The sequence below is a fragment of the Marinobacter mobilis genome (assembly GCF_900106945.1).
Taxonomy (GTDB): Bacteria; Pseudomonadota; Gammaproteobacteria; order Pseudomonadales; family Oleiphilaceae; genus Marinobacter; species Marinobacter mobilis.
Genome location: NZ_FNNE01000006.1, coordinates 206982 through 228239, shown reverse-complemented (window position 1 = coordinate 228239; position 21258 = coordinate 206982). Strand labels below are relative to the sequence as shown.

At 56.1% G+C, this 21258-nt stretch carries 14 protein-coding genes and 4 tRNA genes; 3 read left to right on the top strand and 15 right to left on the bottom strand.

Features of this window, described 5'->3' with window-relative positions; all coding sequences use genetic code 11:
• Positions 1-5: 5 nt before the first annotated feature.
• Both pgl and zwf read right to left on the bottom strand, forming a co-directional pair.
• Positions 6-725: a 6-phosphogluconolactonase gene (gene pgl, locus BLV11_RS11205; protein WP_342707442.1), complete on the bottom strand. Its 720-nt coding sequence runs from the start codon at positions 723-725 to the stop codon at positions 6-8.
• Positions 712-2187, bottom strand: coding sequence for a glucose-6-phosphate dehydrogenase (gene zwf, locus BLV11_RS11200; protein WP_091813854.1), 1476 nt, complete (start codon positions 2185-2187; stop codon positions 712-714). The genes pgl and zwf overlap by 14 nt, the downstream gene beginning before the upstream one ends.
• Before the next feature lie 205 nt (positions 2188-2392).
• Between zwf and hexR the strand changes: the two genes are divergently transcribed.
• The gene (hexR, locus tag BLV11_RS11195; protein ID WP_091813852.1) at positions 2393-3271 is read left to right on the top strand and encodes a transcriptional regulator HexR; all 879 of its coding nucleotides are present in this window, start codon (positions 2393-2395) and stop codon (positions 3269-3271) included.
• 91 nt (positions 3272-3362) lie between these two features.
• Here hexR and BLV11_RS11190 read toward each other — a convergent pair whose 3' ends face one another.
• The 8 genes from BLV11_RS11190 to BLV11_RS11155 form a co-directional block, all read right to left on the bottom strand.
• Entirely contained in the window at positions 3363-5225 is a 1863-nt protein-coding gene (locus tag BLV11_RS11190; RefSeq protein WP_091813848.1) for a SurA N-terminal domain-containing protein, read from the bottom strand.
• Positions 5226-5438: 213 nt separating this feature from the next.
• On the bottom strand, positions 5439-5711 hold the full coding sequence (locus BLV11_RS11185; protein WP_091814124.1) for an HU family DNA-binding protein: 273 nt from the start codon (positions 5709-5711) through the stop codon (positions 5439-5441).
• Positions 5712-5947: 236 nt separating this feature from the next.
• The gene (gene lon, locus BLV11_RS11180; RefSeq protein WP_091813845.1) at positions 5948-8365 is read right to left on the bottom strand and encodes an endopeptidase La; all 2418 of its coding nucleotides are present in this window, start codon (positions 8363-8365) and stop codon (positions 5948-5950) included.
• Positions 8366-8556: 191 nt separating this feature from the next.
• Positions 8557-9843 carry an ATP-dependent Clp protease ATP-binding subunit ClpX gene (clpX, locus tag BLV11_RS11175; protein WP_091813841.1) on the bottom strand — a complete coding sequence of 429 codons (1287 nt, stop codon included), beginning with the start codon at positions 9841-9843 and terminating at the stop codon, positions 8557-8559.
• Between the two features lie 77 nt (positions 9844-9920).
• Entirely contained in the window at positions 9921-10556 is a 636-nt protein-coding gene (gene clpP / locus BLV11_RS11170) for an ATP-dependent Clp endopeptidase proteolytic subunit ClpP (RefSeq protein ID WP_091813836.1), read from the bottom strand.
• 187 nt (positions 10557-10743) lie between these two features.
• Positions 10744-12045, bottom strand: coding sequence for a trigger factor (gene tig, locus BLV11_RS11165; RefSeq protein ID WP_091813833.1), 1302 nt, complete (start codon positions 12043-12045; stop codon positions 10744-10746).
• Between the two features lie 209 nt (positions 12046-12254).
• A complete protein-coding gene (locus tag BLV11_RS11160; RefSeq protein ID WP_091813829.1) occupies positions 12255-14348 on the bottom strand; it encodes a putative bifunctional diguanylate cyclase/phosphodiesterase in 2094 nt (697 codons plus the stop codon).
• Positions 14345-14992 carry a YfiR family protein gene (locus tag BLV11_RS11155; RefSeq protein WP_175528331.1) on the bottom strand — a complete coding sequence of 216 codons (648 nt, stop codon included), beginning with the start codon at positions 14990-14992 and terminating at the stop codon, positions 14345-14347. The genes BLV11_RS11160 and BLV11_RS11155 overlap by 4 nt, the downstream gene beginning before the upstream one ends.
• Before the next feature lie 237 nt (positions 14993-15229).
• On the opposite strand from BLV11_RS11155, the gene BLV11_RS18625 reads away from it, so the two are divergent.
• Complete coding sequence (locus BLV11_RS18625; protein ID WP_091813823.1) at positions 15230-17239, top strand: TonB-dependent receptor plug domain-containing protein; 2010 nt, start codon at positions 15230-15232, stop codon at positions 17237-17239.
• A 48-nt stretch (positions 17240-17287) separates the two neighbouring features.
• On the opposite strand, the gene BLV11_RS11145 is transcribed toward BLV11_RS18625, so the two are convergent.
• From BLV11_RS11145 to BLV11_RS11130, 4 genes are all read right to left on the bottom strand, one after another.
• Positions 17288-17372: transfer RNA gene (locus BLV11_RS11145), tRNA-Leu, on the bottom strand.
• 75 nt (positions 17373-17447) lie between these two features.
• Positions 17448-17523 (bottom strand) — tRNA-His (locus BLV11_RS11140).
• Between the two features lie 103 nt (positions 17524-17626).
• A tRNA-Arg gene (locus BLV11_RS11135) sits at positions 17627-17703 on the bottom strand.
• Positions 17704-17735: 32 nt separating this feature from the next.
• Positions 17736-17812: transfer RNA gene (locus tag BLV11_RS11130), tRNA-Pro, on the bottom strand.
• 246 nt (positions 17813-18058) lie between these two features.
• On the opposite strand from BLV11_RS11130, the gene folD reads away from it, so the two are divergent.
• Positions 18059-18916 (top strand): bifunctional methylenetetrahydrofolate dehydrogenase/methenyltetrahydrofolate cyclohydrolase FolD, encoded by an 858-nt coding sequence (gene folD / locus BLV11_RS11125; protein WP_091814121.1) that lies wholly within the window; start codon positions 18059-18061, stop codon positions 18914-18916.
• A gap of 102 nt (positions 18917-19018) precedes the next feature.
• Here the strand turns inward: folD and BLV11_RS11120 are convergent, their stop codons facing one another.
• Positions 19019-21187 (bottom strand): malate synthase G, encoded by a 2169-nt coding sequence (locus tag BLV11_RS11120; RefSeq protein WP_091813820.1) that lies wholly within the window; start codon positions 21185-21187, stop codon positions 19019-19021.
• Positions 21188-21258: the final 71 nt, after the last annotated feature.

Genomic DNA, 21258 nt, shown 5'->3' with positions numbered 1-21258 from the left:
CAGGATCAGGCACTCCAGAACACAACAAGGCCCATTTTCAGAAACACACGGACGGGCATCTCGGCAACATCATCCAAATGCTCGCAGGCCTGGCGCAGGGTTTCGAGCTTATCCGCCCCCTTCAGATGCAGAGCCTTGAAGCGGGCACCGCCCAGGGCCCGCAACGTCAGAGAGAGCCGCACCTGCGACTGTGACGGCGGCGCCAGTGCCAGCACCCGCGCGGGCTTGCGGCTGTCCAGAGCTTCGAACAGCTCCGGCGCATCGGGAAACAGCGAAGCCGTATGGCCATCATTACCCATACCCAGAACCAGCACGGTCAATGGCCACTCAATCAGGTCCAGCGCCCGCTCCGCCTCCCGGCAACCTTCGCTCACAGAAACGCCGTCCCGCCACAGGGGGATATAACGGGCTTCCGCTGCCGCGCCCCTCAGCAGGTACTGCTTGATCAGCCGGGTGTTGCTGTCCGGCGCAGCCTCGTCAACACAGCGCTCGTCCACCAGCACCACATCCACCCGCGACCAGTCGATGGGCTTGCAGCTGAGCAACTCCAGAAACGCCACCGGCGTCCGGCCTCCAGACACTGCCAGGCTCGCCCGCCCCGGATTCTGCAGACGCTCATCAAGTACCCGCGCCACTTTCTCTGCCAACAAACTGGCAACCGAATGACCATCGTCACCAATGACCATATCAACACTCTCGGGCAACTCGAAATCAGGCATCTTCATACCAACTCCTGCCATCCCGGGTAATCAACGCAATGGAGGCCACCGGCCCCCACGTTCCGGCAGCGTAACGCTTGGGGTAAGGGTTGTGGTCGCTCCAGTTTGATATCAGCCGGTCCACCCAACGCCAGGCATGTTCCACCTCGTCGCGCCGGACAAACAGATACTGACTCCCCTTCATAACCTCCCACAACAGCCGCTCGTAGGCATCAGGGATATGATCAGAGGCAAAAGCCTCGGAGAACGTCAGCTCCAGCGGCCCGCGCCGCAATCGCATCCCTTTATCGAGGCCCTGGTCCTTGGTGAGAATCTGCAGGGTCATGCCTTCATCGGGCTGGAGCCGGATAATCAACTTGTTATTGGCCAGGTGCTTCTGGTCCGGATCAAAGATGTAATGGGGGGCGGGTTTGAAATGGATAATGATCTGGGAAAGCTTCTCCGGTAACCGCTTGCCGGTACGGATGTAGAACGGCACCCCGGCCCAGCGCCAGTTTTCAATCTCCACCTTCAGGGCAACAAATGTCTCCGTCACACTGTTGCGATCAGCCCCCTCCTCGTCCAGATACCCCGGCACGGACTGACCAAGGCTGCTGCCCGCTGTGTACTGCCCTCGCACCAAATAGGTCTCCATCATATCCGGCGTGATCGGTTTTAGCGCTTTGAGAACCTTGACCTTCTCATCACGGATACTGTCCGCCGACAGGTCCGCGGGTGGATCCATGGCGATCAGGCACAGCAACTGCAACAGGTGATTCTGGATCATGTCGCGGATCTGGCCCGCCTTGTCGAAATAGCCCCAGCGGCCTTCGATACCGACACTTTCGGCGACCGTGATCTCGACGTGAGAAATATGGTTCTGATCCCATTGCGAGGCAAAGAAGTTATTGGCAAACCGCAGGGCGATCAGGTTCTGCACGGTCTCCTTGCCAAGGTAATGATCGATGCGGAAGATCTGGTCTTCACGGTACACCTCCGCCAGTTGGTCGTTGATAACACGGGAGGTTTCGAGATCATGACCAATCGGTTTCTCCACCACAACCCGGGTCTTTCGGGTACAGCAGGAGGCGTCCCTGAGATTGCGTGCAATCACGCCATACAGCGATGGTGGTGTTGCCATGTAGACGATCAATGAATTGTCGCTGCCGTCCCGCCACTCGTTCAGTATCCGGTATTGGTTCAGATCGGCAAAATCCAGGCGGTGGTACTGGACCCGGGACACCAGCCGATCCAGAACGTCATTATCCAGCTGTGCCTCGGGAACTCGCTCTCGCAACTGGTCCATCAGCAGGCTTCGGGCCTCCTCCGTTTGGATATCCCGCCTTGCCAACGCCAACACCCGACTTTCACGAACCAGCAATCCGGAGCGCTCCAGTTGATATAACGCCGGGAACAACTTGCGACTGGCCAGGTCTCCGAGGGCGCCGAAGATCATCAAATCACTGCGGGTATCGATCTGGTTATCCATGGATGCTCCCACCGACTCTGCTTGATACCAATCCACACGGGTAAGCAGACCATTGATGTAGTAATTTTATCTAAATAATGGCACTGTCCCCCTCAAGATGCCAATGCAAGAACCTTGCCGTGACAACTTTACTACCGCAACAGCGATCAAACAGGGCTATAATTTGCCCCTCTGTCGTAGAGGACAAACTCAGGAGCATACCCGTATGGCCGTGACCCACTCACGCCGCGATGACAATCTGCTGGAAGAAATCCAGACTCGACTGGACAGCCTGAACAAGTCCGAGCGCAAAGTGGCTGAAGCCATTCTGCGCGATCCGTCGGCTGCCACGCGCTACAGCATTGCCGCTCTGGCAAGAACCGCTGACGTCAGTGAGCCGACGGTCAACCGGTTCTGCCGCGGTTTCTCAGCGTCTGGTTTTCCCGACTTCAAGATTCGTCTCGCCCAGAGCATAGCAACCGGTACGCCATACATTGGCCAGAACGTAGAGCCTGATGACACGGTGGCTGAGTTTTCCGACAAGATCATGCTCACCACCATGGCGACCATCGACAAGGCCCGCCAGGCGCTTTCAGCCAAGGAATTGTCGGTCGCCATTGATTATCTGATCCAGGCCAAGCAGATCAACTTTTTCGGCATGGGTGGCTCCGCACCGGTTGCCATTGATGCCCAGCACAAGTTCTTCCGTTTCAACATACCGGTGATGTGCTACGACGATGCACTGATGCAACGCATGGTTGCCGCAGGAAGCAGCACCGGGGACGTGATCGTGATCATTTCCTACACAGGACGTACCAAGGAAATCATTGAAATCGCGCAGGATGCCCGCGCCAATGGGGCAACGGTCATCGCGATTACCACCCCCGGGTCACCGCTGACCGAGGTCTGTAACGTGGTACTTGGTGTCAGCGCCGATGAAGACACCGAGGTCTACATGCCTATGGCCTCACGCATCGTTCACCTTACGATAATTGATATCCTGGCCACCGGCGTTACCCTGAAGCGCGGCGAGGATTTCCGAGATCACCTCAAGAAGATCAAGGACAGCCTGAAGCCGACCCGCCTGCCCCCGGCCGGCCAGTAGGTTTCATCCGCCAAACAAAAAAGCCCGCTGACCTGACGCCAGCGGGCTTTTTTGTATACCAACCCGGAGGGTATCCCCCCCGGACCAGACCTTACGGACGCTCTACAACCGCGTTATCACGCAGGTATTGCTGATAAGCCGCGTATTCACGCTGCCCCTGCAGCGTCGCCATAAAGCGGCTCAGCTGCGTCAGCTCAGTGGCGTCGATATCTTCTACGTTGTCGTTCACCGCATCCAGCGCGACGACAACAACACCAGAAGCTGTCTCCGCACGACCGTAGACCGCAGCACCCGACTCTGGGCGCGGCATAGAGAACGCCTTGGCAACGACTGCGGGCATGGTTGTCGCTGCGTTGCGATCCTGAGCGACGTGAGATTGCCATTCGGCCGACACCGAATCCAGCTCATCCAGGCTACGCCCTGAAGTCAGCGCCTGAATGATTTCCTCGGCACGAGCCGCCAGCAGCTCCCGGGTCTTCTGCTGTTCAAGCGTGGCACGAATCACGCCTTCCACCTCATCCAGTGGCAACTGCGCCGCAGGGAAGTGTTCTTTAACCCGCGCGACCACCGAGACATTGTCACCAACATCAATCAGCTCGGTGTTATAGCCTTCTTCAAGAACATCCTCGGAGTAAAGCTGACGCAATAGGCCGGCATGATCGAAAGGAGGCATTCCGCCGTCCCGGGTCACCCCATCCTTTTCCCGTAACTCCAGGCCCAGCTCACTGGCCGGGTCCATCAGGTTATCTGCGGAATAGGCCGAATCAGCCAGATCAGAGCGGGCTTTGGCGTAGGCTTCGCCGGCACGCTCAAGCGCGAGCTCAGCGCGGATATCGTCCGCCATGACGTCAAGACCCGGAACCTCTGACTCACGCACATCGAGCAACTTGATGAAGTGGGTACCAAACGAGCTACGCACAGGCCCTGAAACCTCGCCAATGTTCAGTGCGAACATGGCCTCTTCATAAGCCGGATCGAACAGTCCACGACCAACGTAGCCAACATCACCACCATTTCCGGCAGACGCGATATCCGCGGAGTAGGTCTTGGCCAGCTCAGCGAAATCCTCGCCATCCGCAAGCTTTTGCTCAACCTCGGCGATGGTCAGTTCAGCTTCGTCTCCATCCTCAATCAGGATATGTGCAGTCTGACGCTCTTCATTGGCCATTTCCGCCGCACGCTCCTCATAGCGGGCCTGAACATCAGCCTCAGACACGTCTTCAGGATCGGCCACTGCGCCAAGTGACAAGGTAATGTATTCAGCCGTCACGGTTTCAGGCCGCATGAACAGAGCCTGATTAGCCTGATAGTATTCGGCGATGTCCTCGTCGCTCACCGCCACCTCATCTGCAACTTCTTCTGCGGAGAGCGCCAGAGTACGGAAGTCACGGGTCTGGCCCTGCAACCCCATCAGCTTCTCAGCCCCGGCTTTGGCAATAAACCCGCTCTGGCTGATACCGGACCGGATATGGTTGACCACCACCTGGGTGCGCAACGCCTCGCGGAATTCAGCAATGCCCATGCCGTAGTTATTACGAACCACAGCCAGGAACTGATCACTGTTGAAACGACCATCAAGCTGGAACTGGGGCATCTGGGTGATCAGGCTGTCAATATCGGCGTCAGACAGTTCAAGACCTTGTGCCGCCGCATCCTGAGTGAGAACCCGCTCCTGCACCAGCCCTTCCAGAACTTCACGACGAATCAGGTTTTCATCCAGCAGTGACGGGTCCGGCGTTTCCATCTGGCTCAGCCGGCGCTGGCTTTCCATCTGCACAACCCGCAGATACTCGCGCTCGGTAATCTCCTCACCATTAACTGTCGCCACCTCCGGTTCTCCGGAGAAGCCGCCAATAATGGCGTCCATTCCCCAGATGGACAGGGAAACAATCAACACAACGATAATAATCTTGGCAATAGTGCCTTGGGCGTTATCCCGAATATCTTGAAGCATGTTCCTCCCGGATCGCCGTCCGATGACCCCCGCCCGAATAGACTCCAGGGAGTGGAAAGCGGCAGCGTCAGGCCTCTAATTGTTCAGTGTGGTCTGGAACGTAAAAAGGCGCACCCGGATCGGAATGCGCCTCAAGTTCTTTTGAAGCAGCCCGGAATCAGTTCCTGGCTGCTTCAGGCGTCCCAGCAGTCATGCTGCTGAGCGAAAGAACCGTTACTTAACGGCGTCTTTCAGGGCCTTACCGGCTTTGAAGCCAGGTACTTTGGACGCCGGGATCTTGATCTCCGCGCCAGTTTGCGGGTTGCGACCAGTACGGGCTGCACGCTCCTTCACAGAGAAGGTACCGAAACCGATCAGAGTCACCTGATCTCCTGTTTTCAGGGCATCTGTTACAGCGGTGGTCATTGCATCCAGAGCGCGACCAGCGCTGGCTTTGGAAATATCAGCAGACTCTGCAATTGCATCGATAAGTTCGGACTTGTTCACACTAAACCCCTTCGATTTCAGGTTGAAGATGTTATAGATAAGTTTTTTTTCTAGGACGTTCCCGACTATCGCATAGGCAGTCAGAGAATTCCATTCTTCACTTTTTTTATTCCATTCGGTTACAAACCGCATGTCGGAATAGGCATTAACTGCGCGGGAGCCCTTGGTATTGGCTGCTTCACGGCGAAACAGTTATACCAACGGGCTCTCCGGCATGTCAACAACGCAACGCGGGTTTAATGGGTATTTATGCGCTCTGCCGCATCGCCTTCATCGTCCCGGGGATTGGCTGCGCCCCCTTCGGACGACACCCCTTCCCCCAGCGGCTCTGGCGGATAGGCCAGTGCGATATCCAGCACTTCGTCGATCCACTTAACCGGGCGAATCTCCAGAGAATCCTTGATATTGCCCGGTATCTCCTTGAGATCCCGAACATTTTCATCAGGGATGATCACTGTTTTAATGCCGCCACGATGGGCCGCCAACAGCTTCTCCTTGAGCCCGCCAATGGCCAGCACACGCCCCCGCAGAGTGATCTCTCCGGTCATGGCCACGTCGGCCCGCACCGGATTCTGGGTCAGCGCTGACACCAGCGCAGTACACATGCCGATACCGGCACTGGGACCGTCTTTCGGGGTTGCACCTTCCGGCACATGGACGTGAAGGTCGTGCTTTTCGTGAAAATCATCACTGAAGCCAAGGCCGGCAGCCCGACTTCTGACCACTGTCAGAGCAGCCTGAATAGACTCCTGCATGACATCACCCAGGGAGCCGGTCTTAATGACCCGCCCCTTACCTTTGGTCAGAGCACATTCGATGGTCAGCAGCTCACCACCAACCTGGGTCCAGGCCAGACCAGTCACCTGCCCGATCTGGTTTTTCTCTTCCGCCAGGCCGTAACTGAACTTCTGAACACCGGAGTAGTCTTCCAGCATCTCTGCCGTCAGCGACAGCGCGTCCCGCTTACCGCTTTCCACATGTTCCCGAACCACCTTGCGGCAGATCTTGGCGATTTCACGCTCCAGACCACGCACACCGGCCTCCCGGGTGTAGTAGCGGATCAGGTTGCGCATGGTCTCTTCCGGAAGCTCCAGCTCCTTCTCCGACAACCCGTTCGCCTTGATCTGCTTCGGCAACAGGTAACGCTGAGCGATGTTGACCTTCTCATCCTCGGTGTATCCCGGGATGCGGATGATTTCCATCCGATCCAGCAGAGCCGGTGGGATATCCATGGAGTTGGAGGTACACACAAACATCACGTCTGAAAGGTCGTAGTCCACTTCCAGATAATGGTCATTGAAGGTGTGGTTCTGTTCCGGATCCAGCACTTCAAGCAGAGCCGACGCCGGATCACCCCGATGGTCCATCCCCATCTTGTCGATCTCGTCAAACAGGAACAGGGGGTTCTTCACACCAACCTTGGCCAGCTTCTGCAGCAATTTGCCCGGCAAGGCTCCGATGTAGGTCTTGCGGTGACCCCGGATCTCCGCCTCATCGCGAACCCCACCCAATGCCATGCGGGTATACTTGCGGTTGGTTGCGCGGGCGATCGACTGCCCAAGCGAGGTTTTACCCACCCCGGGAGGTCCGACCAGACACAACACAGGGCCTTTCACTTTCTTGACCCGGCTTTGTACCGCCAGATACTCAAGAATTCGTTTCTTCACTTCTTCCAGGCCATAGTGGTCCTGATCAAGGATTTCCTTGGCCTTTTCAAGATCGTGACGGACGCGACTGCGCTTCTTCCAGGGAACCGCCAGCATCCAGTCGATATAGCCCCGCACCACGGTTGCTTCTGCAGACATGGGCGACATCATCTTGAGCTTGTTGAGCTCTGACTCTGTTTTCTTGCGGGCCTCTTCTGGCAAACCGGCTTCTTCGAGCTTCTGTTCCAGCTCATCGAAATCACTCGCGCCCTCACCCAGCTGCCCCATTTCCTTCTGGATCGCTTTCATCTGCTCGTTGAGGTAGTACTCGCGCTGACTACGCTCCATCTGCTTCTTGACGCGCCCACGAATGCGCTTCTCAACCTCAATCAGGTCGATCTCACCATCCAGCTTGCCCAGCAGCAAGTCCACTCGCTGGCTGACATCCAGAGCCTCAAGCAGCTCCTGCTTCTCAGGGATGCGCAGCTCCAGGTGAGCGGCCATGGTATCCACGAGGCGATCGATCTCGGTGATACCGGTCAGCGCATTGGATACTTCCGAAGGCACCTTTTTGGAGAGTTTGACGTATTTCTCGAACTCATCCATCAGGGTCTTCAGCAGCACGCCACCCTCACGCTCCGGCAGGGTGTCATCCTCCATCAACAGCGCCTGTCCGGTCAGGTAGTCGCTCTCTTCAATCGCTTCAATCCGCGCCCGGGTATTACCCTCCACCAACACCTTGACGGTGCCGTCCGGTAGCCGCAGCAGCTGCAGCACCGTTGCCAGGGTACCCATGTTGTAGACATCATCCGGGCCCGGCTCATCAGTACCCGCATCACGCTGGGCTACCAGAAGGATCTCCTTGCTACCCTCCATCGCGGCTTCCAGTGCCAGTATTGACTTGTCGCGCCCCACAAACAGCGGAACCACCATGTGCGGGAACACCACAACATCCCGTAACGGGAGCATGGGATACGTTTGCACGGACTCTTCGGGAATCAGGGTCATAAGAAATCCTCTGACTTTGTTTCTTTCAGCTTACCATCGTTCATTGGGGCGCTTGTGAAAATTGCAATGTGTTTACAACGGGTTTTGTAATAGAAGATCAAGGCAGGTATCCGGGAGACAGTCCCCGGGACAGGCAATAAAAAAGGGCGGAAACCGCCCTTTTCTAACACCTCAGGATACGCAGATATTATTCAGTCATCCGCCGACGCTGCTTTAGCATGATCGGAGCTTGCGTAGATCTTGAATGGCTCGGATTCGCCATCAATCACGCTCTCATCGATCACAACCTTAGACACGTCGTTCTCGGAAGGAATCTGATACATGGTATCCAGCAAGGTTGCTTCCATGATCGAACGCAGACCACGGGCACCGGTCTTCCGCTCCATGGCCTTGCGAGCCACGGCACGCAGGGCATCTTCACGGAAGTCGAGTTCCACACCTTCCATCTCAAAGAGCTTCTGATACTGCTTGGTCAGTGCGTTCTTTGGCTCGGTCAGGATCTGCACCAGCGCCGCTTCGTCCAGCTCGGTCAGTGTTGCCACCACCGGCAGACGACCGACGAACTCCGGAATCAGTCCGTACTTGACCAGATCTTCAGTGACCACGTCCTTGATGATATCCCCGGTACTCTTGGTGTCGTCCTGACTGACCACCGCGGCAGAGAAGCCGATACTGCTGCGCTCAGAACGATCCTGGATGACCCGGTCGAGACCCGCAAAGGCGCCGCCACAGATAAACAGGATGTTACTGGTATCCACTTGCAGGAATTCCTGCTGGGGATGCTTGCGGCCACCCTGGGGCGGCACTGAGGCAACCGTACCTTCGATCAGCTTGAGCAGTGCCTGCTGAACCCCTTCCCCGGACACATCCCGGGTAATGGAAGGGTTGTCGGACTTTCGGGAGATCTTGTCGATCTCATCGATGTAGACAATACCGCGCTGGGCCTTGTCGACGTCATAGTCACACTTCTGCAGCAGCTTCTGGATGATGTTTTCGACGTCCTCACCGACATAACCAGCTTCGGTCAGCGTGGTGGCATCGGCAATCGTGAACGGTACATTGAGCATGCGGGCCAGCGTTTCCGCCAGCAGGGTCTTGCCGCTACCGGTCGGGCCAATCAGCAGGATGTTACTCTTACCGAGCTCGACATCAGACTTGCCTTCCCCGTAACGCAGACGCTTGTAGTGGTTGTAAACTGCGACAGCCAGCACGACCTTGGCCCGGTCCTGTCCGATCACGTACTCATTCAGAGTACGGCGGATCTCGTCGGGCGTAGGCAGACGATCACTGGCTTCTTCCTGCGAACTCTCCTGAATCTCTTCCCGGATGATGTCGTTGCACAGGTCGACACACTCGTCGCAGATGAACACCGAGGGCCCTGCAATGAGTTTACGTACTTCATGCTGGCTCTTGCCGCAAAACGAGCAGTACAGCAACTTGCCGTTATCGTCGCCTCTGCCGTTTCTATCATCTGCCATTGAATTACCTCTGTTCAGGATTTGCCGGCGCAGGTCCTACCTGCCGCCGGCCGATATTGGAGCAATTAGTCCCAGTATTATGTATTCGGGACGCGCTTATCAAGTATTGAATCGATCAGGCCGTACTCCTTGGCCTGTGCCGGATCCATGAAATTGTCGCGCTCAGTGTCTTTTTCAATGGTTTCCAGATCCTGTCCGGTGTGCTCTGCCAGAATCCGGTTCAGGGTACTGCGGATTTTCAGGATCTCACGAGTATGGATCTCGATATCCGTGGCTTGCCCCTGATAACCACCCAGAGGCTGGTGAATCATGACACGGGAGTTGGGCAAACAGGCACGCTTGCCCGGAGCACCACCAGCCAGAAGGAAAGCCCCCATGCTGGCCGCCTGCCCCACACACAGAGTGGACACGTCCGGCTTGATAAACTGCATTGTGTCGTAAATGGACATACCGGCGGTGACAGAGCCTCCGGGACTGTTGATGTAAAGATGGATGTCCTTGTCCGGATTCTCTGACTCGAGGAACAGCAGCTGGGCCACAATCAGGTTGGCCATATGATCCTCAACCTGACCTACCATGAAGATCACCCGCTCTTTGAGCAGACGGGAATAAATATCGAAAGAACGTTCGCCACGGGCGGTCTGCTCGATAACAATCGGCACCAGGCCTGAATTGGTAATGATTGCGGAACCATCAAAAGGTTTTTGCATCATGATACGCCTGAACTCCTTCTGGACGTTGCGTGACCTTCCGGCCACCGGGGTTTGACCTGCTTACGCTTTTACTGTTTTTCTTCATCGCCAAGGCATTACTTTGCCACCCTGAGCCCAAGATGAAAACAGCCGGATAAACCGGCTGTTGTCATTTGGCAGTTTTCAGACCTGTTCAGGCCGAAAGCGATCAGCGCTGAGGCTGGCCAGCCTTCACTGCTTCTTCGTACTTCATTTTCTTTTCTTTGACTTTGGCCTGCTCCAGAACCAGGTCAACCACCGCATCTTCCAGAACCACGGATTCGATCTGGCCTTTCTGCTCCGGGCTGCTGAAGTGGGCGATGACTTCTTCAGGCTGCTCGTAGGTAGAAGCGATCTCCTGGATCTTTTCTTCAACCTTGGCATCGTCAGCCTTCAGGTCGTTCTTCTTGATCACTTCCTGGAACAGCAGGCCAGTCTTCACGCGACGCGCCGCCTGATCCTGGAAAATTTCCTTCGGCAGCTGCTGGAAATCAACCTGACCACCAAAACGCTGAACAGCTTCCTGGCGCAGACGATCAATTTCCTGGTCGATCAGAGACTCAGGAACCTCCAGCTCTGTCACTTCCAGGAGTCCGTCAACAACGTCATTCTTGACCTTGTTGGACACGGCCTGCTTCAGCTCACGCTCCATGTTTTTCTGGACTTCGGCACGGAAGGATTCTTCGCTGTCGGCCTCAATGCCGAACTTCTTGAAGAACTCTTCGTCCAGTTCCGGCAGCTGAGGCTCCTGAACTTCGTGAATCTTGATGTCGAACTTGGCCGGCTTGCCCGCCAGTTCTTCGTTGTGGTAATCCTCAGGGAAGGTTACCTCGATTTCCAGCTCTTCGCCGGCTTTGCCGCCGACAATCGCCTTCTCAAAGCCAGGAATCATCTGACCGGAGCCCAGAGTCAGACGCTGACCCTCGGCGGCACCGCCTTCAAACTCTTCACCGTCGATGGAACCCTTGAAGTCGATGGTCACGATGTCCTTGTTCTTGGACTTGCGCTTCACAGACTTCATGGTGGCCTGCTGACGACGCAGGTTGTCGATCATGGTATCGACGTCTTTGTCAGCAATTTCTGACACCGGCTTTTCAACGGCGATCTTGCTCAGGTCACCCAGCTCGATTTCAGGAAGCACTTCGAAGATGGCAACGAACTCGAGGTCCTTGCCTTCTTCCAGGGACTTGGGCTCGAACTTCGGCCAGCCAGCCGGAACAATTTCCTGCTCTTCCAGAGCCTTCATGTAGTTGTCACGCATGACTTCGCCAACAATTTCCTGACGAACGCTGGCACCGAAACGACGCTTAACAACGCTCAGGGGCACTTTACCCGGACGAAAACCGTTCAGGCGAACGGTACGCGCAGTCTCCTGAAGGCGTTTTTGAACCGCCGCGTCAATTTCCTGGGCGGGCACACCGATTGTCATGCGACGTTCGATGTTGGATGTCGTTTCAACAGACACTTGCATGGAAGTTCCTCGAATTACCGGTCAGTAGTGTATGAATGGTTAAATTTGGCACCCGGGGCTGCCCCCGAATAGCGCAAAAATTAAAAGCGGTAGTCTACCATGGAATTCACGGGAGAGAGAATCACCTGGCCGATAGATTCTGATGGAGAGGAACCGCGCCCACACTGAGCAACGGGACGCTTGAGGGACTTCAGCCTGCCCGCCCCCGCCTAAACGTTCCGACTGGCAATCACTTCATCCAAAGAGAAGGATTTATAGAAGCTGATAAATTCTGATTCCCTGAGGCCAGGACTGATCAGGAATCCTTGCACCTCGTCACACAGATGCCCCGCCAGAAACGACCACTGGGCCGGCGTCTCCACACCTTCTGCCACCACCTTGAGCCGGAGGCTGCTGGCCATCGAGATTATTGCCAGGGCAATGGCAGTGTCATCCCTGTTCTTACCGAGATCCATGATAAACGAACGGTCGATCTTAAGCGCATCAAGCGGAAACTTTCTCAGGTAACTGAGCGAAGAAAACCCTGTACCGAAATCATCAATAGCCACCCGAAGCCCCAGGAGCTTGATTCGTTTCAGCATCCGGATGGCCTGATCCACATCCCGGACCAGCATGCTCTCAGTAATCTCTAGCTCCAGAGTCTGGGGGGGCACATTATGCCGCGCCAGGATTGCCGCAATATGCTCAACCAGGTCGGCCTGCCGGAACTGGGCCGCTGAAAGATTGACCGCGACGGTGACCCCTTCCAGACCGACGTCCCGCCAGCGGCTCACAGCCTCACAGGCCTGTTCTAATACCCAAAGACCAATACGATAAATCAGGCCGGTGTGTTCGGCGACAGGAATGAAGTCCGCCGGTGAAACACTTCCAAATTCCGGATGCTCCCATCTGAGCAGTACTTCAGCCCCACTTATCTGACCACTTTCGAGTGCGACCTTCGGCTGGAAGACCAGGTAAAGCTCGTCGCGGTCAATCGCATGCTGCAACTCACTGCCCAGCTGCTGCCGCCACACAGCCATGCGGTTCATTTCAGCCTCAAAGAATGCGTATGTATTACGCCCCACATCCTTGGCCTTATACATGGCAGCATCCGCCGCCTTCATCAGGGCATCCACACTGTCGCCATCGTCCGGGTAGACACAGACCCCAAGGCTCACGGTGGACTGGACCGAATACCTGCCAACAGTGAAGTTCTGCTCAAAGCGCTCCACCACCTTGCTGACCAGTGGAATGATTTGGTCTGAACTGGAGAAGTCTGTGGTGATGATCACGAACTCGTCACCGCCAATCCGGGCCAGGGTATCCTCCTCCCGCAACACATCCGACAACCTTTCCGCCGTTGCCTTCAGGAGCTCATCCCCCACGGCATGACCGAGCGAGTCATTAACGTCCTTGAAATGGTCCAGATCGAGATAGATGATCCCGGCATAGGTCCGGGTTCGTGACGCATGCCGAATCGCCAACTCGATCCGGTCCATGCACAAAGCCCGATTGGGCAACCCTGTCAGGCTATCGTAGTTAGCCATGTACTGGAGTTCAGCCACCGCCCGCTCCAGCCTCTCCTCCTTGATGCGCAGGCTCTGCTCAACCTTGTCACGAAACGCCTGCTGTTGCTCGATGGTTTCCAGCATGTCGTTGAACGTCTGCGACAGGACCCCTATCTCATCACTGGATTTGACCGGCGCACGCAATGAATAGTTCTGGTGATCACGGACCTGACGACTGATATCGGCAAGCGTCAGGATGGGACCGGAAATATAACGTTGCATGAGCCGGGCCAGGAAATAGGCCAACGCCAGCATGACCAACAGCAACACCAGCAACACACCGACAAAAGCCCGCATTCTGTGACTGAGCTGTGACAACGAAATCTTCAGATAAAGGGTACCAATTCGCTGGTCCAGGGAATCCTCAACCGGCTGATAGATATGCAACCAGTCACTTTCCCAGATGACCGCAGACTCGGGACGATAGTCGTCGACCACTATCTGCCCCCCACCACGCTCAATTTCGGCAAACAACCCACCCTGCTCATCAAACAGCGCCAGCGAATGTGGCGAATTGAGCACAACTTTATCGAGCAGGTTGTCGCGCGCCTGACCGGCCATACCCAGCGAGAGATACGCCGCGCTGTCCACGACCAGCCGCTGGGCCAGTGACAATGAATCGTTTTCCAGCGAATCCCTCAATGATTGGGCAAAGCGTTCAGTCACCAGTGAAAAGCCCACCAACACCGTCACCATTGAGATCCCGGCAATCAAGAACACCAGCTTTGACTGGATCGATGACCACGGCCCCCTCATGGCTCTACCTCACCATAGCCCAATGAATCGTAGACCTTACCTGCCAGCTTGAGAAAGGAGGCGGACGGCTCATTCCCACCAAGCGCAAACGCTGCCCGGTTTATCTCAACATCAAACGTATCCGATTCCCCCAGATAGAGACGAATATGCAACCCCGCTTTTGCGCTCTGATCACTACTGGCCACAAACACGGTACTCTGCAACATGCCCATTAAGACGATACGATTAACCTCGTCCTGAGACACATCCCCGACATACGCAATGTGGCAACCCGCAAGCTGCCCCAGCCGCTCAGTCTGAACCAGCTGAACTCTATTGCCCTGCAGTTGACGAGCCTGCAAGAGCGCCTGCACTTCGTTAAAAAAGGCGGGGTTACGATAGATGCACAAGCGGTAGGTCGACTCCTGATCGTCAATGCCTGACGACGGCGACCAGTATATCTGACCCGCCAGCCGAAGCAGGATGAACGCCCTGACTTCATCAGCCGCCCCGGAACCGAAAGCCAGTGCCGACACTCCCCCGCCAAACCACAAAACCACCAGCAGCGACCGCAAAAGCCTCCGCAGCGGACCGGCGACCTTCCACGCAGTCAAACCACACCAGGCCATCGCACGCTGCAACACACGCCCAAGCCCTTTTGTCATTGTGGGTAGAATCATTTGGAGTAATTTGCGACGGGTTCAGTAATCCAGTATAGGCCCGCCAGGGAATTCCGGTAATGCAAATAGCCAGAGTCGTTCACAAAACAGCCAGCATCAGCGCGGCACCCAGTGGAAATACCCATGAAGACGGCTAGACTTCCTTGATTGAAAGGATAAGAACAGCCAAATATTCAGCCCCCCACGCATAGCGGTGCAAGGCTGCCTCGCAGGAAGAGGACAATGGCACGATCAATACCTCGGCTCCCGCCCTTTAACGCCCCAGGAAGATACCTGCACCAATGGCTGGGAATCTTCGCCGTCATCCTGGCCAGCCAGGCAGAAGCCAGTCGTCACCCTGAGCTGGCAAAACTTGATCTGGAGGGACTGCTGAACCTCACCGTCAGCACGGCGTCAAAGCTGCCCAGCACAGCCAGCGATTCGCCCGGCATCATCACGGTATACACAGCAGAAGAAATCGAATTGTTCGGCGGCCGGGATCTTTCAGAAATCCTGGCCCGCATTCCCGGCTTAGCCCCATATACGTCGGTGGCAGGCAACCGGTATCGCATCACAGCGCGCAGCGATGCCCCCAGGGTCAACAACAATCACATCCTGATGCTGGTGAACGGAATTCCGTTTAACCGGGAAAGCTACAGTGGAGGCCTATGGACTCAGGCCGTCATGACCACTTTTCCGCTGGATGCCATTCGGCAGATAGAAGTGATCCGGGGGCCTGGCTCTGTGCTGTACGGCACCAATGCCTATTCCGGCGTCATCAACATCATCACCAAACGCGCCAACGAACTTGAAGACAGGATAAGCATTGGCGCCGGAGATAACGGCGCCGTGGCCGCCGGTCTGTCTCTGGGCGCCGAATCCGCCAACAACGACAGCGAAATCGTCATGGCCCTGCGTTACTCCCAGACCGATGGCGAAACCCTGAGCATGCACGACAACAGCGGCGAATTTCGCACTCGCCTCGAGGAGACAACCCCCGGTGGTCTGGTTAGCGCTCGCCATCAGGGTTTTCATGCAACTGTGCATTGGGGCCGGTCAGATTTAGATGATATTCGCGGCTCCCAGCTGGCCCTCGCCGAAGGACACAGCGTCAATGAGCGCACGTTCATTGACCTCGGATATGACTACCAGTTAAACGCGAACTGGCAGGGGAAAATAAATGTCTCCCATGTTCGGGTTCGAACCGAACTGCAGGAGCCAACGGTCGGCGTCTTCGGGCCCATCAATTACAGGACGGACGACAGCCGTGTTGAAGTCCAGCTTCAGGGACGGTTCAGCGACGATCTTCAGCTGGTGACGGGGCTGACCTACGACACTTTGCTGGCGCGTGTGGATGAGCCCTACCCGTTTTTGCCCCGCTGGCGCAATGATCTTTACGCCGCCTACGCCCAGCTGGAGTACCAGTGGCAAAACACGCGCTTCATTGGTGGCCTGCAACTTAACAAGGCGGAAGGGATCAGCAGCAACACATCACCAAGAATTGGAATCATTCAGCACTTTGATGAGGCCTTTGGCGCCAAACTGATGTATGCCGAAGCTTTTCGGGCGCCTTATGCACTTGAACAGGATGTTGCCATCGTGACCCCCGCCCTGTCCCTGATAGGCAACCCCGCCCTTGAACACGAGACCGTAAAAACCTGGGACTTCCAGCTGTTCTATAATCTGAGCAGCTTTCAGTCTGCCATAACCTTCTACCACACCGAGCAGGACAACCTGATTGTCAGGCAACCCCAATCTCCGGGGGTCATCAGCTTCTTCAATGAGGATCAGCTTGAAACCGAAGGGGTCGAACTGGAAGCGAAGTACATCCCCCACCCTAACTGGTATGTTTCGGGCGCGGCAAGCTGGCAACACAGCGAAAATCAGGACGGAACGAAAGACACCACCCTGCAACCCGATTACGTTGTCAAAGTTGGGGTCGGCTATCGCAACAAGGACTGGAGCCTGGCGTTATTTGACAACTACCACAGTCACTACCAGGACAACGTGGTTGTCACCCCATCTCGAAGTGAGCTGAACCCTCCGGCCGAAGGCATCCATAACATCAGTCTCAATGGCACTCTGACACTCGCACAATTGACTCAGCTAAAACTGAAAGGCTACATACACAACTTGCTGAATGAGGATTTCTGGCTACCTGCCGCCCCCGGGTTTACAACCTCTACACTCAACACACTGCCCAGCGTAGAAAACGGACGAACATTTTTGATAACCGCAGAACTGCCCTTGTAAGGCCAGGAACGAAAAGGAGAGAAAGGGGAACAGAGAACAGCAGAAAAATGGTGCGAAAGGAGAGACTCGAACTCTCACGGGTTGCCCCACTGGAACCTAAATCCAGCGCGTCTACCAGTTCCGCCACTTTCGCACATCAGGCACAGGACCAGATTGCCCTTTAAGGACATCTTAAGGTTCTGCAAACGCGGAAATCAACTTGAAAAAGTGGGGTGGACGAAGGGGTTCGAACCCTCGACCGCAGGAGTCACAATCCTGAGCTCTACCAACTGAGCTACGTCCACCACATTGGACAGTGTCTTTCGACACCCTGGCGCAAGGCCAGCTTTTGACACTTCAACTTTGCTGGTGACGGCGGCCGCGGCACTTACCATACCGACGGCTTAATGGCGCGCCCGGCAGGACTCGAACCTGCGACCATCCGCTTAGAAGGCGGATGCTCTATCCAGCTGAGCTACGGGCGCTTAACCGTTCGCCCACCCGAATATTCAGAAAATGGTCGGGGTAGAGAGATTCGAACTCCCGACATCCTGCTCCCAAAGCAGGCGCGCTACCAGACTGCGCTATACCCCGATTCGACTGAACAACAAGTGCCTCAGCAAAGTTGGCGCGCATATTACCCGTGGGAATCCTGCTCGTCAACAACGATTTCAGATTTTCCTCTTAAGGAGGCGCCAGAACAGACTATTTGACCCTGCTCGCCGACCTATTCTATCACCAGTTGGCACTCGGGTATCCACAACATTCAACGGATTGGAGTCTGGGCCGAAGCATGAGACAATGCGCGCCTTTAGAAAGGCTGAATCGAAAGACACCAACATGACCGCAGAACTGATCAACGGAAAAGAAATTGCAGCCCACGTTCGCCAGCAGGTGGCCGCAGGGGTTGAAGAGCGCAGAGAGAAAGGCCTGCGTGCCCCCGGATTGGCCGTAGTGCTGGTTGGCAGCGATCCGGCTTCGCAGGTATATGTGGGCAACAAACGCAAAGCCTGCGAAGAAGCCGGCATTCTGTCGCTGTCTTACGATCTACCTGCAGACACCTCTCAGGCAGCCCTGGAGTCCCTGATCGACGAATTAAACGAGAACCCTTCGGTAGACGGCATCCTCGTTCAACTTCCGCTTCCAGAGCATCTGGACGCCGATCCGATTCTGGTCAAAATTCGCCCAGACAAAGACGTGGACGGCTTCCATCCATTCAATATCGGCCGCCTTGTCCAGCGACGCCCGGAATTGCGCCCCTGCACGCCCGCAGGCATCATCACCCTGCTGGACAGCGTAAACACCCCGTATAAGGGGCAGCACGCCGTTATTGTAGGCGCTTCCAACATCGTGGGCCGCCCAATGGCCATGGAACTGCTGCTCAAAGGCGCCACCATAACCGTGGCTCACCGCTTTACCAAGGACTTGGCCAAGGTCGTCGGCGAAGCAGACATCGTTATTGCCGCAGCGGGCAAGCCGGGGCTAGTCAAAGGCGAATGGATCAAGCCGGGCGCCACCGTGATCGACGTTGGTATCAACCGGATGGCCGATGGCAAGCTCAAGGGCGATGTGGAGTTTGAAGTTGCCGCTGAACGCGCCGCGTACATCACCCCGGTTCCCGGCGGTGTCGGCCCGATGACCATAGCCACGCTGCTTGAGAACACCCTGTTTGCTGCCAACGAGCTGCACAACGACTGAACCGCCCTGCCCCGGGACCTTGTCCCGCAACTGGCTCACGCAGACACGCAATAAAAAACCCCGCACTCAGGCGGGGTTTTTTATTGCTTCAGACCGCCACCCTTACTGGGCTTTAGCCTTGAGGCGATAGGCGTGCAGAAGTGGCTCGGTGTAGCCATTCGGCTGCTCGCGGCCCTTCAGAACCAGATCCATGGCCGCCTGGAAGGCAATGCCATCGAAGTCCGGCGCCATGCTCTTGTAAGCTGGGTCGCCGGCATTCTGACGATCAACAACCGCGGCCATACGCTTCATGGTCTCAACGACCTGATCTTCAGTGCAGATGCCGTGATACAACCAGTTGGTCAGCAGCTGGGAGGAAATACGCAGAGTAGCGCGGTCTTCCATCAGACCTACATCGTTGATGTCAGGCACCTTGGAGCAACCTACACCCTGGTCGATCCAGCGTACAACGTAACCCAGGATACCCTGAGCGTTGTTGTCCAGTTCCTGCTGAATCTCTTCCGCTGACAGCGCGGAAGGATCCGCCATGACAGGAACCGTCAGGATGTCATCCAGGCTCGCGCGGGCGCGGCTTTCCAGCTGCTGCTGCACATCAGCAACAGACACCTGGTGATAGTGAGTAGCGTGCAGCGTGGCCGCAGTCGGGGACGGAACCCAGGCGGTATTGGCACCGGCTTTCGGGTGACCAATTTTGGCTTCCAGCATACCCGCCATCAGGTCCGGCATGGCCCACATGCCTTTACCGATCTGTGCAACGCCACGGAAACCAGTTTCCAGACCGATGTCCACGTTCCACTGCTCGTAAGCGTTGATCCAGGCAGCCTGCTTCATCTCACCCTTGCGGATGAACGGACCAAGCTCCATGGAGGTGTGCATTTCATCACCGGTGCGATCAAGGAAGCCAGTGTTGATGAATACAGCACGATCTTTGGCTGCATTGATACAGGCTTTCAGGTTGACGGTGGTGCGACGCTCTTCGTCCATGATGCCGACTTTCAGGGTAAAGCGCGGCAGGCCGAGTGCATCTTCAACACGACCGAAGAACTCGTTCGTGAACGCCACTTCTTCAGGACCGTGCATCTTCGGCTTCACGATGTACATGGAACCCGTGGTGCTGTTCTGGAACTGACCACCACCTTTCAGATCGTGAATGGCGATCAGGGAAGTGATCAGGCCATCCATCAGACCTTCAGGAACTTCGTTGCCGTCCTTCAGCAGGATGGCAGGGTTAGTCATCAGGTGACCCACGTTACGGATGAACATCAGGCTGCGGCCCTTGAGGCTCAGCTCGCCGCCGTCGGCCGCGGTGTAGGTGCGGTCAGCGTTCATCTTACGGGTCAGCTGCTGGCCACCTTTCTCGAAGGTTTCCTGCAGGTTGCCCTTCATCAGGCCCAGCCAGTTGCTGTAAGCCAGCTTCTTGTCTTCGGCGTCTACCGCTGCAACAGAGTCTTCGCAGTCCATGATGGTGGTCAATGCAGACTCCATCAGCACGTCTTTGACGTGAGCGCCATCGTCTTTACCAATCGGATGGCTGGCGTCGATCTGGATTTCGAAGTGCATGCCGTTCTTGACCAGCAAAACGCCCGTCGGTGCATCTGCAGCACCCACGTAACCCACAAATCCGGCTTCGTCTTTCAGGCCAGTGGTTTCGCCGTTCTGCAGCTTGACGACCAGCTTGCCACCCTCAACCAGGTATTGAGCTGCGTCCTTGTGGGAACCCGAAGCCAGCGGTGCGGAGTTGTCCAAGAGGTTACGGGCAAATTCAATAACCTTGGCACCGCGCACGGGGTTGTAGCCACGACCTTTTTCCGCACCGTCTTCTTCAGAGATGGCATCGGTGCCATACAGCGCGTCGTACAGGCTACCCCAGCGGGCATTCGCCGCATTCAGGGCGAAGCGGGCGTTCATGATCGGCACAACCAGCTGCGGACCCGCCATGGTGGCAATTTCAGGGTCGACGTTGGCGGTAGCAATCTTGAAATCGGCCGGCTCTTCCACCAGGTATCCGATTTCCTTCAGGAACGACTTGTACTCGTCCATGTTCAGCGGCTGACCTTTGTGGTCACGGTTCCAGCTGTCCATCTTTTCCTGAATCGCGTCACGCTTGGCCAGCAGCTCACGGTTACGCGGAGCCAACTCATTGACGATTTCGTCAAAAGCTGCCCAGAATTTGTCTGCGTCGACACCAGTGCCTGGAATCGCTTCGTTGTTTACGAAATCATACAGATTCTTCGCGACCTGAATGCCGCCGATTTGTACGCGTTCTGTCATCGTTGTTAGCCTCAGTGGTTTACTGTATCCGAGGCAACCGGAACCAGCGTTTCCGGTTACCCGCCCCGACC

What these genes read in the sequence shown, in the direction of transcription:
- hexR (WP_091813852.1), top strand. Translation starts at nt 2,393, where the DNA reads ATGGCCGTGACCCACTCACGCCGCGATGACAATCTGCTGGAAGAAATC.
- BLV11_RS18625 (WP_091813823.1), top strand. Translation starts at nt 15,230, where the DNA reads ATGGCACGATCAATACCTCGGCTCCCGCCCTTTAACGCCCCAGGAAGA.
- BLV11_RS11155 (WP_175528331.1), bottom strand. Translation starts at nt 14,992, where the DNA reads ATGACAAAAGGGCTTGGGCGTGTGTTGCAGCGTGCGATGGCCTGGTGT.
- BLV11_RS11190 (WP_091813848.1), bottom strand. Translation starts at nt 5,225, where the DNA reads ATGCTTCAAGATATTCGGGATAACGCCCAAGGCACTATTGCCAAGATT.
- clpP (WP_091813836.1), bottom strand. Translation starts at nt 10,556, where the DNA reads ATGATGCAAAAACCTTTTGATGGTTCCGCAATCATTACCAATTCAGGC.
- lon (WP_091813845.1), bottom strand. Translation starts at nt 8,365, where the DNA reads ATGACCCTGATTCCCGAAGAGTCCGTGCAAACGTATCCCATGCTCCCG.
- clpX (WP_091813841.1), bottom strand. Translation starts at nt 9,843, where the DNA reads ATGGCAGATGATAGAAACGGCAGAGGCGACGATAACGGCAAGTTGCTG.
- pgl (WP_342707442.1), bottom strand. Translation starts at nt 725, where the DNA reads ATGAAGATGCCTGATTTCGAGTTGCCCGAGAGTGTTGATATGGTCATT.
- folD (WP_091814121.1), top strand. Translation starts at nt 18,059, where the DNA reads ATGACCGCAGAACTGATCAACGGAAAAGAAATTGCAGCCCACGTTCGC.
- tig (WP_091813833.1), bottom strand. Translation starts at nt 12,045, where the DNA reads ATGCAAGTGTCTGTTGAAACGACATCCAACATCGAACGTCGCATGACA.
- BLV11_RS11160 (WP_091813829.1), bottom strand. Translation starts at nt 14,348, where the DNA reads ATGAGGGGGCCGTGGTCATCGATCCAGTCAAAGCTGGTGTTCTTGATT.
- zwf (WP_091813854.1), bottom strand. Translation starts at nt 2,187, where the DNA reads ATGGATAACCAGATCGATACCCGCAGTGATTTGATGATCTTCGGCGCC.
- BLV11_RS11120 (WP_091813820.1), bottom strand. Translation starts at nt 21,187, where the DNA reads ATGACAGAACGCGTACAAATCGGCGGCATTCAGGTCGCGAAGAATCTG.